Origin of the sequence: Streptomyces sp. NPDC000348, from assembly GCF_042898795.1 — a bacterium.
Taxonomy (GTDB): domain Bacteria; phylum Actinomycetota; class Actinomycetes; order Streptomycetales; family Streptomycetaceae; genus Streptomyces.
In genome coordinates, this window is the sequence record NZ_JBIAZD010000017.1 from 144,411 (window position 1) to 158,777 (window position 14,367).

Genomic DNA, 14,367 nt, shown 5'->3' on the forward strand with positions numbered 1-14,367 from the left:
AAGGAAAACCCCACATGGCACGCAGAACCCTCGCCGCGGCCGCCGCGCTCGCGGCCGCCACGGTTGTCATGACCCCGACCGGGGCGCAGGCCTCCCCGCCCGGCGGCAAGGACGTCACCGCCGTCCTCTTCGAGTGGAACTTCGCCTCCGTCGCCCGCGAGTGCACCACCACCCTCGGCCCCGCCGGATACGGGTACGTCCAGGTCTCCCCGCCCGCCGAGCACATACAGGGCGCGCAGTGGTGGACGTCGTACCAGCCGGTCAGCTACCGGATCGCCGGGCGGCTCGGCGACCGGACCGCGTTCAAGAACATGGTCGACACGTGTCACGCGGCCGGCGTCAAGGTCGTCGCCGACACGGTCGTCAACCACATGTCGGCGGGCAGCGGCACCGGCACCGGCGGCTCGTCGTACACCAAGTACGACTACCCCGGCCTGTACTCCTCGTACGACTTCGACAACTGCACCGCGCAGATCAGCAACTACGGCGACCGCGGGAACGTCCAGAACTGCGAACTGGTCGGCCTCGCCGACCTCGACACCGGCGAGGAGTACGTCCGCAGGACCATCGCCGGGTACCTGAACGACCTGCTCTCGCTCGGCGTGGACGGCTTCCGCATCGACGCCGCCAAGCACATGCCGGCCGCCGACCTGGCCAACATCAAGTCCCGGCTGAGCAACCCGAGCGCGTACTGGAAGCAGGAGGTCATATACGGCGCCGGCGAGGCCGTCCAGCCCACCGAGTACACGGGCAACGGCGACGTCCAGGAGTTCCGCTACGCCTACGACCTCAAGCGGGTCTTCAACAACGAGAACCTCGCCTACCTGAAGAACTACGGCGAGGGCTGGGGCTACATGAACAGCTCCGTCTCCGGCGTCTTCGTCGACAACCACGACACCGAGCGCAACGGCTCCACGCTGTCCTACAAGGACAACGCCACCTACACCCTGGCCAACGTCTTCATGCTGGCCTGGCCCTACGGCGCCCCGGACATCAACTCCGGGTACGAGTTCACCGACCACGACGCCGGACCGCCGAACGGCGGCCGGGTCGACGCCTGCTGGCAGAGCGGCTGGAAGTGCCAGCACGCCTGGCCGGAGATCAAGTCCATGGTCGCCTTCCGCAACGCCACCCGCGGCCAGGCGGTCACCGACTGGTGGGACAACGGAGGCGACGCCATCGCCTTCGGCCGGGGCGCCAAGGGCTTCGTGGCCGTCAACCACGAGTCCGGCTCCCTGACCCGCACCTACCAGACCTCCCTCCCCGCGGGCACGTACTGCAACGTCCAGAACAACACCACGGTGACGGTGAACGGTTCCGGACAGCTGACCGCCACCCTGGGCGCGAACACGGCCCTCGCGGTGTACGCCGGCAAGTCGTCCTGCTGAACGCGCGCGGGCCGCGCCGCCGTTCACGGGGCGGCGGCGCGGCCCGCGTCCGCATGCAAGTCCTTACCGTTACTTTCACAACCCTTGCTGTAAGGCTTTCAGCGGCGATACGGTCACGCCGACGCTCCGGTGACGTGGCCGAAACAGGCCGTCGCCGTGGCGTGGGGTCGGACCCAATGAGCCGTAAGCGCAAGGAGTTCACGCCTTGATACCCAGATGGCCCGCGCCCCCGGGGCGCCGCACCGCACGCGGCGGACGCGTCGCCGCCGTCACCGTGGCCGCGCTCGCCGCCGCCCTGGTGCAGCCGGTCGCCGCCGGCGCCGCCACCCCGCCCGCACCACCCTCGGACGCGAAGCTCGCCACGTCGCCCGCGCGGCACGACCTGACCCGCGAGCAGTTCTACTTCGTCCTGCCGGACCGTTTCGCCAACGGTGACGCGAAGAACGACCGCGGCGGACTGACCGGTTCGCGCCTCACCACCGGGTACGACCCCACCGACAAGGGCTTCTACCAGGGCGGCGACCTCAAGGGCCTGACGGAGAGGCTCGACTACATCAAGGGGCTCGGCACCACCGCCATCTGGATGGCGCCCATCTTCAAGAACCAGCCCGTGCAGGGGACGGGGGAGAACGCCTCCGCCGGCTACCACGGCTACTGGATCACCGACTTCACCCGGGTCGACCCGCACTTCGGCACCAACGAGGACCTCGAGACCCTCATCGACAAGGCCCACGCCAAGGGCATGAAGGTCTTCTTCGACGTCATCACCAACCACACCGCCGACGTCGTCGACTACGAGGAGAAGTCCTACGGGTACCTGTCCAAGGGCGCCTTCCCGTACCTGACGAAGGACGGCGAGCCCTTCGACGACGCCGACTACGCGGACGGCTCGCGCCGGTTCCCGCACGTGGACGGCGGTTCCTTCCCGCGCACCCCCGTCGTGCCCGACGACAGGAAGCGGGTCAAGGTCCCGTCCTGGCTCAACGACCCGGACATGTACCACAACCGGGGCGACTCCACCTTCGCCGGCGAGTCCGCCGAGTACGGCGACTTCTCCGGGCTCGACGACCTGTGGACCGAGCGTCCCGAGGTCGTCGACGGCATGGAGAAGATCTACCAGCGGTGGGTGAGGGACTTCGACATCGACGGCTTCCGGATCGACACCGTGAAGCACGTCAACATGGAGTTCTGGACCCAGTGGGCCACCGCCCTGGACGCCTACGCGGCCAGGAAGGGCCGGGACGACTTCTTCATGTTCGGCGAGGTCTACTCCGCCGACACGAACGTCACCGCCCCGTACGTCACCCGGGGCCGCCTCGACGCCACGCTCGACTTCCCCTTCCAGGAGGCGGCCCGCCAGTACGCCTCGCAGGGCGGCAGCGCGCGGAAGCTGGCCGCGGTCTTCGGCGACGACTACAAGTACGCCACCGACAAGGCCAACGCCTACGAGCAGGTCACCTTCCTCGGCAACCACGACATGGGCCGCTTCGGGACGTTCCTGAAGCAGGACGCCCCGCAGGCGTCCGACGCGGAGCTGCTGAGGAAGGACATGCTCGCCAACGAGCTGATGTTCCTCAGCCGCGGCAACCCGGTCGTCTACTACGGCGACGAGCAGGGCTTCACCGGCGCCGGCGGCGACAAGGACGCCCGCCAGACCCTGTTCGCCTCGCGCACGGCCGACTACCTCGACGACGACCTGATCGGCACCGACCGCACCCACGCCGAGGACGCCTACGACACGCGAGCACCGCTCTACCGGCAGATCAGTGCTCTCGCCAAGCTGCGCAAGGCCCACCCGGCCCTGACCGACGGCATCCAGCAGGAGCGGTACGCGGCCGACGGCGCGGGCGTCTACGCCTTCTCCCGCACCGGCACCGGCAAGGACACCACCGAGTACGTCGTCGCCTTCAACAACGCCGGAGAGGCGAAGAAGGCCACCTTCGCGGCCGGCTCCGCCCGGATGGCGTACAAGGGCATCCACGGCACCGACGCCACCGTCACCAGCGACGCCGACAAGAAGATCACCGTCACCGTCCCGGCGGGCTCGGCGATCGTCCTCAAGGCCTCCGGCCCGCTCGCGAAGCCCGCCGCCAGGCCCACGGTCACCCTCAAGGCCCCCGAGGCGGGCGCCACCGGCACCGTCGAGCTCACCGCCGACGCCGAGGGCGGGCAGCTCAACCGGGTCGTCTTCGCCGCCCAGACGGGCAACGGCACGTGGCGGACGCTCGGCTCCGCCGACCACGCCCCCTACAAGGTCACCCACACCATCGGCGAGGACGTCCCCGCCGGCACCGCCCTGCGCTACAAGGCCGTCGTGATCGACTCGGCCGGCCGCACCGCGAGCGCCCTGGCCGCCTCCACCACCGGCACCCCGCCCGTCGAGGAGCCGCCCACCGCCGCCTCCCGCGACTACGCGGTCGTCCACTACCAGCGCGCCGACGGCGACTACGACGACTGGGGCCTGTACGCCTGGGGCGACCTCGCCGACGGCGAGGCCACCGAGTGGCCGGACAGCCACCCCTTCACCGGCCGCGACGCCTACGGCGCCTTCGCGTACGTCAAGCTCAAGCCGGGCGCGTCCGACCTCGGCTTCCTCGTCATCGACAAGGAGGGCAACAAGGACGTCTCCACCGACCGCACGATCGACCTCACCAGGACGGGCGAGGTCTGGATCGAGCAGGGCGAGGAGACCGTCACCACCGAACGGCCCGAGTACCCGGCCCAGGACACGAGCAAGGCGATCCTGCACTACCACCGCGCGGACGGGAACTACGACGGCTGGGGCCTGCACACCTGGACCGGCGCCGCGCACCCCACCGACTGGTCGAACCCCCTGGAGCCGGTGGAGACTGACGCCTATGGCGCTGTCTTCGAGGTGCCGCTCGCCGAGGGTGCCACCAGCCTCAGCTACATCCTCCACAAGGGCGACGAGAAGGACCTGCCCACCGACCAGTCGCTGGACCTCAAGGCCAACGGCCACGAGGTGTGGCTGGTGAGCGGCCAGGAGAAGTATCTGCTGCCGCAGCCGGCCGGCTCCGCGGCCGCCCTCGACCTCACCACCTCCAAGGCGATCTGGATCGACCGGGACACCGTCGTCTGGGACGGCTCCGAGGCCGCCGCCTCCACCCAGCTGATCGCCTCCCGCACCGGTTCCATCAAGGTGCAGGACGGTGCGCTGACCGGCGACGACGCGCGCTGGCTCCGCCTGACGAGGGCGACGCTCACCGACGCCCAGAAGGCGAGGTTCCCGCACCTGAAGGACGGCACCGCCTGGTCCGTCGACCCGCGCGACCGGGACCGGGTGCGCGAGGCCGTGCGCGGCCAGGTCGTCGCCGCCCAGCGCGCCGCGGGCGGCGCCGTGCTCGCGGCGACCGGCGTGCAGATCGCGGGCGTGCTCGACGACCTCTACGCCGCCGGAGCCACGAAGACGGACCTCGGCCCGGTCTTCCGCAACGGCCGCCCCACCCTCTCCGTCTGGGCGCCGACCGCGCAGGACGTCTCCCTGGAGATCGGCGACCGCACCGTCCGGATGCGGCGCGACGACGACACCGGCGTCTGGTCCGTCACCGGCCCCCGCTCCTGGGAGGGCGAGGAGTACCGGTACAAGGTGAAGGTGTGGGCGCCGAGCACCCGCGAGATCGTCACCAACGAGGTCACCGACCCCTACTCGGTGGCCCTGACCACCGACTCCGAGCGCAGCCTCGTCGTCGACCTGGCCGACCGGTCCCTGAAGCCGCGTGAGTGGTCGACGTACGACAAGCCGAAGGCCGTGCCGCTCAAGGACGCCCAGATCCAGGAGCTGCACATCCGCGACTTCTCCGTCGCGGACCGCACGGCGGAGAACCCCGGCACCTACCTCGCCTTCACCGACGAGGACAGCGACGGCAGCAGGCACCTGCGCGAGCTGGCGAAGTCCGGCACCTCGTACGTGCACCTGCTGCCCGCGTTCGACATCGCCACCATCCCCGAGAGGAGGTCCGGGCAGGCGACCGTCGACTGCGACCTCGCCTCCTACCCGGCCGACTCGGACAAGCAGCAGGAGTGCGTGGCGAAGGCGGCCGCCAAGGACGCCTACAACTGGGGTTACGACCCGTACCACTACACGGTCCCCGAGGGCTCCTACGCCACCGACCCGGACGGCACCGCCCGCACGGTCGAGTTCCGCGAGATGGTCAAGGCCCTCAACGAGGACGGCCTGCGCGTCGTGATGGACGTGGTCTACAACCACACCGCCGCGAGCGGCCAGGCGAAGACCTCCGTCCTGGACCGGATCGTGCCCGGCTACTACCAGCGGCTCCTCGCCGACGGCTCGGTCGCCGACAGCACCTGCTGCGCGGGCACGGCCCCCGAGAACGCCATGATGGGCAAGCTCGTCGTCGACTCGGTCGTCACCTGGGCCAAGGAGTACAAGGTCGACGGCTTCCGCTTCGACCTCATGGGCCACCACCCGAAGGCCAACATCCTCGCGGTCCGCGAGGCCCTCGACGCGCTGACCCCCGCGAAGGACGGCGTCGACGGCAAGAGGATCATCCTGTACGGCGAGGGCTGGAACTTCGGCGAGATCGCCGACGACGCCCGCTTCGAGCAGGCCACGCAGCGGAACATGGCCGGCACCGGCATCGCCACCTTCTCCGACCGGGCCCGCGACGCCGTGCGCGGCGGCGGCCCCTTCGACGAGGACCCCGGCGTGCAGGGCTTCGCCTCCGGTCTCTACACCGACCCCAACTCCGCGGCGGACAACGGCACCGAGGCCGAGCAGAAGGCCCGCCTGCTGCACTACCAGGACCTGATCAAGGTGGGCCTGAGCGGCAACCTCGCCGACTACACCTTCACCGACACCAGCGGCAAGGAGGTCAAGGGCTCCCAGGTCGACTACAACGGCGCCCCCGCCGGATACGCGGACGCGCCCGGCGACGCCCTCGCCTACGCGGACGCGCACGACAACGAGTCGCTGTTCGACGCGCTCGCCTTCAAGCTGCCCAAGGAGACGTCCGCGGACGACCGGGCCCGTATGCAGGTCCTCGCCATGGCGACGGCCACCCTCTCGCAGGGCCCGGCGCTCTCCCAGGCGGGCACCGACCTGCTGCGCTCCAAGTCCCTGGACCGCAACTCCTACGACAGCGGCGACTGGTTCAACGCCATCCACTGGAACTGCGCGGACGGCAACGGCTTCGGCCGGGGCCTGCCGCCGGCCGCCGACAACGAGGCCAAGTGGCCGTACGCGAAGCCGCTCCTCGGCACGGTGCGGGTGGGCTGCCCGCAGATCGAGGGCGCCTCGGCCGCGTACCGGGACCTGCTGAGCATCCGTACGACGGAGAAGGCGTTCTCCCTCGACACGGCCGCGCAGGTGCAGTCCCGGCTCTCCTTCCCGCTGTCCGGGAAGGACGAGACGCCCGGCGTGATCACGATGACCCTCGGTGACCTGGTCGTGGTCTTCAACGCCACGCCGGAACAGCAGGAGCAGCGCGTCACCGCGCTCGCCGGGACCGGCTACCGGCTGCACCCGGTGCAGGCGGCGGGCGGGGACGCGGTCGTGAAGACCTCGGCGTACGCGAAGGGGTCCGGCACGTTCACCGTTCCGGCGCGCACGGTCGCCGTGTTCACCACCGCCGGCTGACCCCGGGGGCGGCTGCGGCTAGTGTGAGCCCTCCTGACCAGGAACAGGAGGGCTCATGCCGCAGATCACCGTCGACTACTCCGGGCCGCTGGCGGACGGTTTCGACCGGCCCGCCTTCGCGCGGGACCTGCACGGCGCCGTCGTGGAGATCGCGGCCGCCAAGCCGCCGGCGTGCAAGACACGGTTCCGGCGGACCGAGGACGTCGTGGTCGGCCCCGACACCGACGGGCACGCCCTCGTGCACGTCCACATCGCCATGCTGCCCGGCCGCAGCGACGAGACCAAGGCCCGGCTCACCGAGGCCGTCCTGGAACTGCTGCGGCAGTACGTCAAGCCGGCCGGGGGACTGGTGCTGCACGCCTCCGCCGAGGTGCGCGACCTCGACGCCTCCTACCGGAAGTTCGAGGAGTAGGGGCCGCTAGGGAGCGGCCAGTGAGATCAGCCGGGCGGCGAGGCCGGTGAACGGCCCGTCGCCCGGCTCGTCCTTGAGCAGCCCGCGCAGCAGCGTGGCCAGCTCCTCGTCGCCGGCGGCGGCCACCGCGGCGAGCGCGGCGAAGTCGTGCACCAGCTGCGCCTCCAGCTCGGCGCGCGGGATGCGCCGCCCGTCCAGCCAGATCAGCGCCGTCGACTCGACGAGCGAGATCCAGGACCTCACGACCAGTTCCAGCCGCGCCGGCACCGGTCCCACCACGCCCATGTGCGACAACATCTGGTCATACGCGGCCTGCCGCACGGAGTCGATCAGCGCGTTGGTGGTCGAGGCGCCGACTGCCGGGCCGCCGCGCATCAGGGCGGCGAAACCGGGCCCGTGCTCGTCGACGAAGTCGAAGAAGCGGGCCATCGCCCGCCGCAGCCGCGACCCCAGCGGGCCCTCGTGCGGCTCCGTGAACCGGGACGCCAGGTCATCCGCCGCCCGCCTCAACGCGGCCTCGTACAGGCTGAGTTTGCCGGGGAAGTAGTGATAGACCAGCGGGCGGGAGATGCCCGCCCGCGACGCTATCTCGTCGATGGAGACCTCGTCGGGGGAACGCCGGCTGAACAGTTCGAGGGCCACGCCGATCAACTGCTGCCGCCGCTCCTCCACTCCCATCCTGCGCCGTGCCCCGGTAGTCATGCGAACACCTTACCGATTGTTTCCGGCCTCGAACGGTCCGGGCCGGACGGCGGTGTTCATCCGGCTAGCGCAGTCCGCTGATCGCCCGTCCGTCCTCCAGCCTGCCCTCGAGGTCCGCCCGGGCGCCCTCCTCGGCGCGAACGGTCAGCAGGTTGCCCCGTGCCGAGCCCTCGACGCCGCCGCTCGCCCTGACGGACGCCGTGTCGCCGCTGCCGGCGGCCAGCAGGTACCAGTCGCCCGCCCCGGACTTCCACAGCACCCCGGCGAGCACCCGCGGCTCGCGCTCCCCGCAGGCCGGCACCGACTCGGCCTTCGCCGCCACCGCCCCGAACCGCGCGCCCGGCGTGCGGAACTGCGCCAGCACCCGGGCCCCGCCGCCCCGCCAGGTCTCGGCCCGCGTGCACACCCACTCGGCGTCCCGGTCCACCCCGGGCAGCGGCTGCTCGGCGAACGCCCAGACGTTCACGCTCCGCACGCCCGCCGAGCGCACCGCGCCCAGCGAGCAGGCGTACGGCGCCCAGGTGCGCAGCGCCTTCGCGCCGGAGGCCGCACGCGCCTCACCGGGACGCCCGGCGGTGAGGTGGGCCGGGACCAGTTCGCCGAGGTCGGTCACCAGCCGGGTGCCGGTGCCGTCGGTCAGCTCCAGCACGTTCCAGGAGGTGCACGGCCCCGGCCGCGGGGCGGGGCCGGCCAGCGGCGGGGTCACCCCGTCGGTGAGGTCGAGGCCCGTCGCGCCGGAGCCCGGCCTGCGCAGGTCCCGCTCGCCCGCCCCGCGCACCCACGGAGCGGTCAGGTAGCGCACGTTGCCGTCGGTCCGGCTCAGCACCACCGCGCCCGACCCGGCCCGGCCGGCGCCGTCGACGCGGGCGAAGTCGAGCACGGCGCCCCGCGTGCCGTCCCCGGGCTCGGCGTACCGGGCGAGGCGCAGACCGTCGTACAGGACCACCACCCGCGCGGTGTCGACCGTCCCCGCGTACAGCAACTGGGGCGGTCCGGCGGGGCCGCCGGACGGGGTGCCCGGGGTCGCCGACACCCGGACGCCCTTCCCCGGCCGGGCCCAGACCGCGAGGGCACGGCGCAGCAGGGCCCGGTCCCCGGTGCGGTCGCCGCGCGCCGGCCACACGGAGAAGTCGGTGCGCGCGGAGGTCCTCCACGCGGTGGGGGAGACCCGGGTCAGCCTCCCCGGGTCCAGCGCGGCCTGCGCGGCCGGGTTGCGCGCGTACGGGGGCGCGGCGGCGCCGTCCGGGCCCCAGCCGTCGCCCGGCAGCCCGAGCAGCGTCCCGCACACCGCCAGCGCCGCCCCGGCGACCAGCGCGGCCCGCAGACGCCGGCGCCGGCGCAGCAGGTCGGTCGGCCGGACCTGCAGCGCGCAGGGGTCGAACCCGGGGGAGCCGAGCAGCCGGTACGGGTCGGGGATCCGGTCGGCCTCCTCCAGCGCGGCGTCCGCGTCGGCGACGCCCGCGGCGGTGAGCACCTCGCGCACGTCCCCGTCCGGGAGCCGCTCCAGGCCGCGCAGGGCGTGGGCGGCGCGGGCCGGTCCGGAGAGTGCGGACAGCCGCTGGTCCAGGGCGAGTTCGTCGGCGCCGCCGGAGTGCGGGAACAGTTTCAGCCCCCACACCCGCGGAAGCGGCGACGGCAGCCGCGTCCCGCGGCTCAGCGCCGCGCGCAGCACCCGGAGGCGGATCAGCGCGTACCCGGGGTCGCCGTCACGGCCGGCCGGCTGGGCGGGGATCAACGGCGCGGGGGTGCGGTCGCGGGGCAGGGCCCGCTGGACCAGGGAGTGCGCGGTGAGCACCCGCCTGCTCCGGCCCCTGCCGGACGGCAGCACCAGGTAGGCGAGCCGGACGAGCCGCGGATAGTGCTCGACGAGCGCGGCCTCGGCCTGCTCGACGCCCACGACCGGACCGGCCGCGGAGAAGGGCGGGACGACATCCTGTGACTGCACGTCCAGCGCAACGAGCGAACCGGTTGATGGTCACCTGACCCGCACGGCCGTTGAGCAGCGCGGCCGTCGCGGCCGTATCCAAGGCCGAGGGCCCCCGAGCCGGGGCCCCGTACGGCGTGCCGCCGTCACGATGTCGCCGTCGACGACCGGAGGAACACATGAGGGTGACCCGACCGATGCTCGCGCTGACCGGCGCGGTGGCGGTCCTGGCGCTGGCGGGCTGCGGAACCGGCGGCGACGGCGCGGACCGGGTGCCGCCCACCGCGACCGGCAGCCTGGAGCACCTGGCCGCCGAGGCGAAGTGCGAGCCGAACATGCAGACCGACGCCGACACCATCCGCCAGGCGCTGTGCGGGAAGGGCGACGAGAAGTACGTCCTCGCCACCTTCGCCACCGACCGGGGCCAGCGCGAGTGGCTGAACACCGCGAAGGACTACGGCGGTTACTACCTGGTCGGCCGCAAGTGGGTGGCCGTCGGCGAGGAACGGACCGTCACGGCCCTGCGGAGCACGCTCGGCGGGACCATGGAGGAGGGGTCGGAACACATGAACCCCGGTGGCAGTCACAACCGGGGCGGTCACCACGGCTGACCCGGCGGCCCGGGGCGGACGAAGGGGCCGCCGGTGGGATCCCCCCACCGGCGGCCCCTTCCCGCTGCCGGACTACTGGCAGTCCTGGCCGCTGTTGATGCAGTCGACCATCTCGTTCATCAGGTCCTCGTCGAAGAAGTTGATGAAGTCGTTGTGGTCGGTGATCGGCTTGTGCAGCTGCTCCGGGAAGGAGTCCACCGCGAACGGGTTCACCACCTGCCCGTTCTCGATCCGCGGGGCCGGGATGTTGTCGTAGACCAGGCGGACCTGGAGCTGGGGGATGGCCTGGAAGCCGTTCGAGCAGGTGCCGTCCGTCTCGACGAAGTCGACGTGCGTGCGGTGGTTGGCGCTGTCGATGTTCTGGCCGTCCCAGCAGCTCTGGAAGGCGGACGTCCGCACCACGCTGCTGCCCTCGGGGCAGATCGGGTACTTGTCCGTCACCTGCCGGTCCTCGAAGCCGGTGCAGCTCCAGGCGGTGTTGGCGTTGTTCAGGCCGTTGGTGAAGGCCTTCGCGTCACCGGTGATGATGCGCAGGGCCGTCGGCATCGCGACGACGTCGCCCGTCCGGTTGCCGACGAACTTCAGCTCCACGTCGGTGGGCGCGACGATCTTGCCGACGTTGCCGTCCCGACCACCGCCCGGCCGGTCCTGGTCGATGTCCTGCGTGCCGTCCTGGATCCGCAGGACCGGCCAGAAGTACGTCGACCGGTCGCCCTGGTTCCGGCAGGTCGTCTCGCCGTTCGCCAGGTCCTCGTCGCTCGCGAAGGCGGTGTTGGCCTGGTTGCCGACGTAGTCGTGCTGGTGCTGCGCACCGTTGCTGACACCGGGGGCGACGATCACGTTGTCCGAGTTGCGGAGCTCGTTCTCGTTGGTGCCGCACTCGGTGGTGAAGCTGCCCGTCGAACCGCCGTCGCCGTTCGCGGCCAGGCCGTTCGGCAGGTTGCGGGAGTTCGGCCGGACGTCCTCGATGGCGATGAAGTCCTCCGCCACGGGGCCGTTGGCGGCCTGGCCGCCGTTGCCCTGGTCCTGGCCGCCGCCCTGGTCACCGCCGCCCTGGTCCTGGCCGCCGCCGTCGTCCGGCTGCTCGACGGGGACGCCCTGGCACCGGGCGAACCGGCCGAGGTCGCGCGGCGCCTTGCCGCCCGCCCGGTTGATGTTGATGCCGATCCGGTCCAGGGTGGCCGTCCGCTTGGACTTCAGCGGTCCGAGGATGGCGTTGTCGACGTAGCCGGCGTCTCCCGCCTGGGCCTGGCGCGTCTCCGCGAGACGCGTGTAGGCGTCCGTGATCTGCCGGTCGAGCAGCGCCAGTTCCCTCGCGACGCCCTTGCGCGCGTTCCGCGGCACCCGGGTCAGCTTCTGGCCGACGTCCGGGCAGTTGATCGTCGCGATCTGCGCCCCCCTCGACTTCGTGCGGTTGTGGCCTCCGTCCTCCTCGTGCGCCGAGGCGTAGAAGTTCGCCCAGACCAGCCCGCCCCCACCGAGCGCCAGGGCCGCCGCCCCGGCTGTCACCTTCGTGGCCAGCGGCATACGGCGTTTTCTTGTGTTGCGCGTCATGGAACTCCTCTGACTTCCTTGCGGGGCATCCCCTTTGCGGGGCATCGAGGCGCCCGACAGGAGTGAAGCGGCTCCCTTGAGTACGGGAGCCGCCCCGCGGGTGTTCACCCGTCCCGGAAATCGACGAGAAGTCAGTACGACCGCACTGGTTTCAACAACCCCTGAAGTACCGGGAGTTGTCGATCGCCCGCTCGGGGTGAAGGGGCGGTGGCGGTTTCACCGGCCGTGGTCGAGATACGCGAGTACCGCCAGCACGCGCCGGTTGTCGTCGTCCGAGACCTCCAGTCCCAGTTTGGCGAAGATGTTCGCGGTGTGCTTCGCGATCGCCCGTTCCGTCACCACCAGCCTGGCCGCGATCGCCGCGTTGGTCCGCCCCTGCGCCATCAGCTCCAGCACCTCCAGCTCCCGGGGCGTCAGCCGCGCCAGCGGCCGGTCGTCGCCCGACTGCCGCGCCAGCAGCTGCTGGATCACCTGCGGGTCCATCGCCGTACCTCCCCTCGCCACCCGGCGTACGGCGTCCGCGAACTGCTCCGCGTCGAACACCCGGTCCTTCAGCAGGTACCCCACCCCGCCGCTGCCGTCCGCCAGCAACTCCCGTGCGTACAGCTGCTCCACGTGCTGCGAGAGCACCAGCACCGGGAGGCCCGGCCGCCTGCGGCGGGCCTCCAGCGCGCACTGCAGCCCCTCGTCGGTGTGCGTCGGCGGCAGCCGTACGTCGACCACGGCGACGTCCGGCTCCAGCTCGGCCAGCGCCCGGGCCAGCTCGGGCCCGGACTCCACGGCCGCCGCGATCTCGAAGTCGTGTGCCTCCAGCAGCCGGACGAGTCCGTCGCGCAGCAGGAAGAGGTCTTCGGCTAGGACAACGCGCAAGGGATCTCCACGGTGGCCAGGGTGGGGCCGCCCGCGGGGCTGCTGACGGCCAGGACGCCGTCGAATGTACCCAGCCGCCGCTCCACCCCGGTCAGTCCGGAGCCGGCCCCGATCACCGCGCCGCCCTTGCCGTTGTCGGTGACCGTCACCCGCAGACGGCCCTCGGCGTGGTGCAGGTCGACCCAGATCCGGTCCGCTCCGGAGTGCTTGACCGCGTTGGTGAGGATCTCGCTCACCGCGAAGTACGCGGCCGACTCCACGGGCGCCTCCGCCCGCCCGGGCAGCTCCACGTTCACCTCGGTGGCCACCGGCAGCCGCAGCGCCAGCGCCCGCACCGCGTCCCCGAGCCCGCGCTCGGCCAGCACCGGCGGGTGGATGCCGCGCACCAGCTCCCGCAGTTCGGTCAGCGCCTCGGCGGAGGACCGCCGGGCGTGCGCGAGCAGTTCCCGCGCCTTCGCCGGGTCCTTCTCGATCAGCGTCTCGATCGTCCCCAGGTCCATGCCCACGGCGACCAGCCGCGCCTGCGCCCCGTCGTGCAGGTCCCGCTCGATGCGCCGCAGTTCGGCGGCGGAGGTGTCCACGGCGTCCCGCCGGGTCTCGGTCAGCACCCGCACCCGCTCGGCCAGTTCGGTCTGGCGCGAGCCGAGGACGGCCCGGGTGAGGCGGAAGTGGAGCTGGAGCGCCGGCACGGCGTAGCGGTGGGCGACCACGAGGAGGACGGCGCCCAGCGCTCCGGCGCCCAGCGCGGACGTCTGGTCGCCGACCGGCACGAAGCCGTACCAGTACGGTCCGTACGCGCCGTACGGGCCCGCGGTCATGGTCCGCCACAGCCCGGCGGCCAGCGCGAAGCCCTCCAGGGGGTAGAGCACCAGCACGGCCGGGAGCAGGGCGGTCACGAAGCCCGCCGTCATGTCCACCGGCAGCCACCGCAGGTCCCGCTGGACCGCCGGGTCCCGCAGCATGGCGAAGGTGCGCGTCCACGGGTTGGCGTCCTCGGGGACCGGCCGGTAGGCCGGGAGAATGCTCACCCCGCCCCATGCGGCCGACAGCGCCCTGCGCCAGTCCGCGAAGGCACGCACACCGGTCAGCACCCAGGGCGTGGTGACGAGCCCGATCCCGAGGGGGACGAGGGCCAGTGACACGGCGGACAGGGCGAAGCACAGCACGGCCAGGGGCAGCGAGACGACCGCCAGGACCAGTCCCCGTCCGGCGGCGCGCACCATGCCCCGTGCCCTCGACGGGGTGCCGTCGCTCTTGGTTGTGGTGTTCATGGACGTCAGTCTGGCCGA

General features: G+C 72.1%; 9 protein-coding genes. 4 read left to right on the top strand and 5 right to left on the bottom strand.

The window, feature by feature from the left end; genetic code table 11:
* Window positions 1–14: 14 nt before the first annotated feature.
* The 3 genes from ACFY3N_RS28410 to ACFY3N_RS28420 all read left to right on the top strand — a co-directional run bounded on the left by ACFY3N_RS28410 (window position 15) and on the right by ACFY3N_RS28420 (window position 7,417).
* Window positions 15–1,388: an alpha-amylase family protein gene (locus ACFY3N_RS28410; RefSeq protein WP_390819604.1), complete on the top strand. Its 1,374-nt coding sequence runs from the start codon at window positions 15–17 to the stop codon at window positions 1,386–1,388.
* 205 nt (window positions 1,389–1,593) lie between these two features.
* Window positions 1,594–7,005, top strand: coding sequence for a pullulanase-type alpha-1,6-glucosidase (gene pulA / locus ACFY3N_RS28415; protein ID WP_390819605.1), 5,412 nt, complete (start codon window positions 1,594–1,596; stop codon window positions 7,003–7,005).
* Window positions 7,006–7,060: 55 nt separating this feature from the next.
* Complete coding sequence (locus ACFY3N_RS28420) at window positions 7,061–7,417, top strand: 5-carboxymethyl-2-hydroxymuconate Delta-isomerase (protein WP_390819606.1); 357 nt, start codon at window positions 7,061–7,063, stop codon at window positions 7,415–7,417.
* Window positions 7,418–7,423: 6 nt separating this feature from the next.
* On the opposite strand, the gene ACFY3N_RS28425 is transcribed toward ACFY3N_RS28420, so the two are convergent.
* Window positions 7,424–8,119: a TetR/AcrR family transcriptional regulator gene (locus tag ACFY3N_RS28425; RefSeq protein ID WP_390819607.1), complete on the bottom strand. Its 696-nt coding sequence runs from the start codon at window positions 8,117–8,119 to the stop codon at window positions 7,424–7,426.
* Window positions 8,120–8,183: 64 nt separating this feature from the next.
* On the bottom strand, window positions 8,184–10,064 hold the full coding sequence (locus ACFY3N_RS28430) for a hypothetical protein (protein ID WP_390819608.1): 1,881 nt from the start codon (window positions 10,062–10,064) through the stop codon (window positions 8,184–8,186).
* Between the two features lie 158 nt (window positions 10,065–10,222).
* Here ACFY3N_RS28430 and ACFY3N_RS28435 point away from each other — a divergent pair, with 158 nt between their 5' ends.
* A complete protein-coding gene (locus ACFY3N_RS28435) occupies window positions 10,223–10,654 on the top strand; it encodes a hypothetical protein (protein ID WP_390819609.1) in 432 nt (143 codons plus the stop codon).
* A gap of 72 nt (window positions 10,655–10,726) precedes the next feature.
* Here ACFY3N_RS28435 and ACFY3N_RS28440 read toward each other — a convergent pair whose 3' ends face one another.
* The 3 genes from ACFY3N_RS28440 to ACFY3N_RS28450 all read right to left on the bottom strand — a co-directional run bounded on the left by ACFY3N_RS28440 (window position 10,727) and on the right by ACFY3N_RS28450 (window position 14,349).
* On the bottom strand, window positions 10,727–12,208 hold the full coding sequence (locus tag ACFY3N_RS28440) for a DUF1996 domain-containing protein (RefSeq protein ID WP_390819610.1): 1,482 nt from the start codon (window positions 12,206–12,208) through the stop codon (window positions 10,727–10,729).
* Window positions 12,209–12,424: 216 nt separating this feature from the next.
* Window positions 12,425–13,078: a LuxR C-terminal-related transcriptional regulator gene (locus ACFY3N_RS28445; RefSeq protein ID WP_390819611.1), complete on the bottom strand. Its 654-nt coding sequence runs from the start codon at window positions 13,076–13,078 to the stop codon at window positions 12,425–12,427.
* The gene (locus tag ACFY3N_RS28450) at window positions 13,063–14,349 is read right to left on the bottom strand and encodes a sensor histidine kinase (RefSeq protein WP_390819612.1); all 1,287 of its coding nucleotides are present in this window, start codon (window positions 14,347–14,349) and stop codon (window positions 13,063–13,065) included. The genes ACFY3N_RS28445 and ACFY3N_RS28450 overlap by 16 nt, the downstream gene beginning before the upstream one ends.
* Window positions 14,350–14,367: the final 18 nt, after the last annotated feature.

Excerpts from the sequence above, each read along its gene's own strand:
- ACFY3N_RS28420 (WP_390819606.1), top strand. The coding sequence starts at position 7,061 with ATGCCGCAGATCACCGTCGACTACTCCGGGCCGCTGGCGGACGGTTTC.
- ACFY3N_RS28450 (WP_390819612.1), bottom strand. The coding sequence starts at position 14,349 with ATGAACACCACAACCAAGAGCGACGGCACCCCGTCGAGGGCACGGGGC.
- ACFY3N_RS28425 (WP_390819607.1), bottom strand. The coding sequence starts at position 8,119 with ATGACTACCGGGGCACGGCGCAGGATGGGAGTGGAGGAGCGGCGGCAG.
- ACFY3N_RS28410 (WP_390819604.1), top strand. The coding sequence starts at position 15 with ATGGCACGCAGAACCCTCGCCGCGGCCGCCGCGCTCGCGGCCGCCACG.
- ACFY3N_RS28440 (WP_390819610.1), bottom strand. The coding sequence starts at position 12,208 with ATGACGCGCAACACAAGAAAACGCCGTATGCCGCTGGCCACGAAGGTG.
- ACFY3N_RS28435 (WP_390819609.1), top strand. The coding sequence starts at position 10,223 with ATGAGGGTGACCCGACCGATGCTCGCGCTGACCGGCGCGGTGGCGGTC.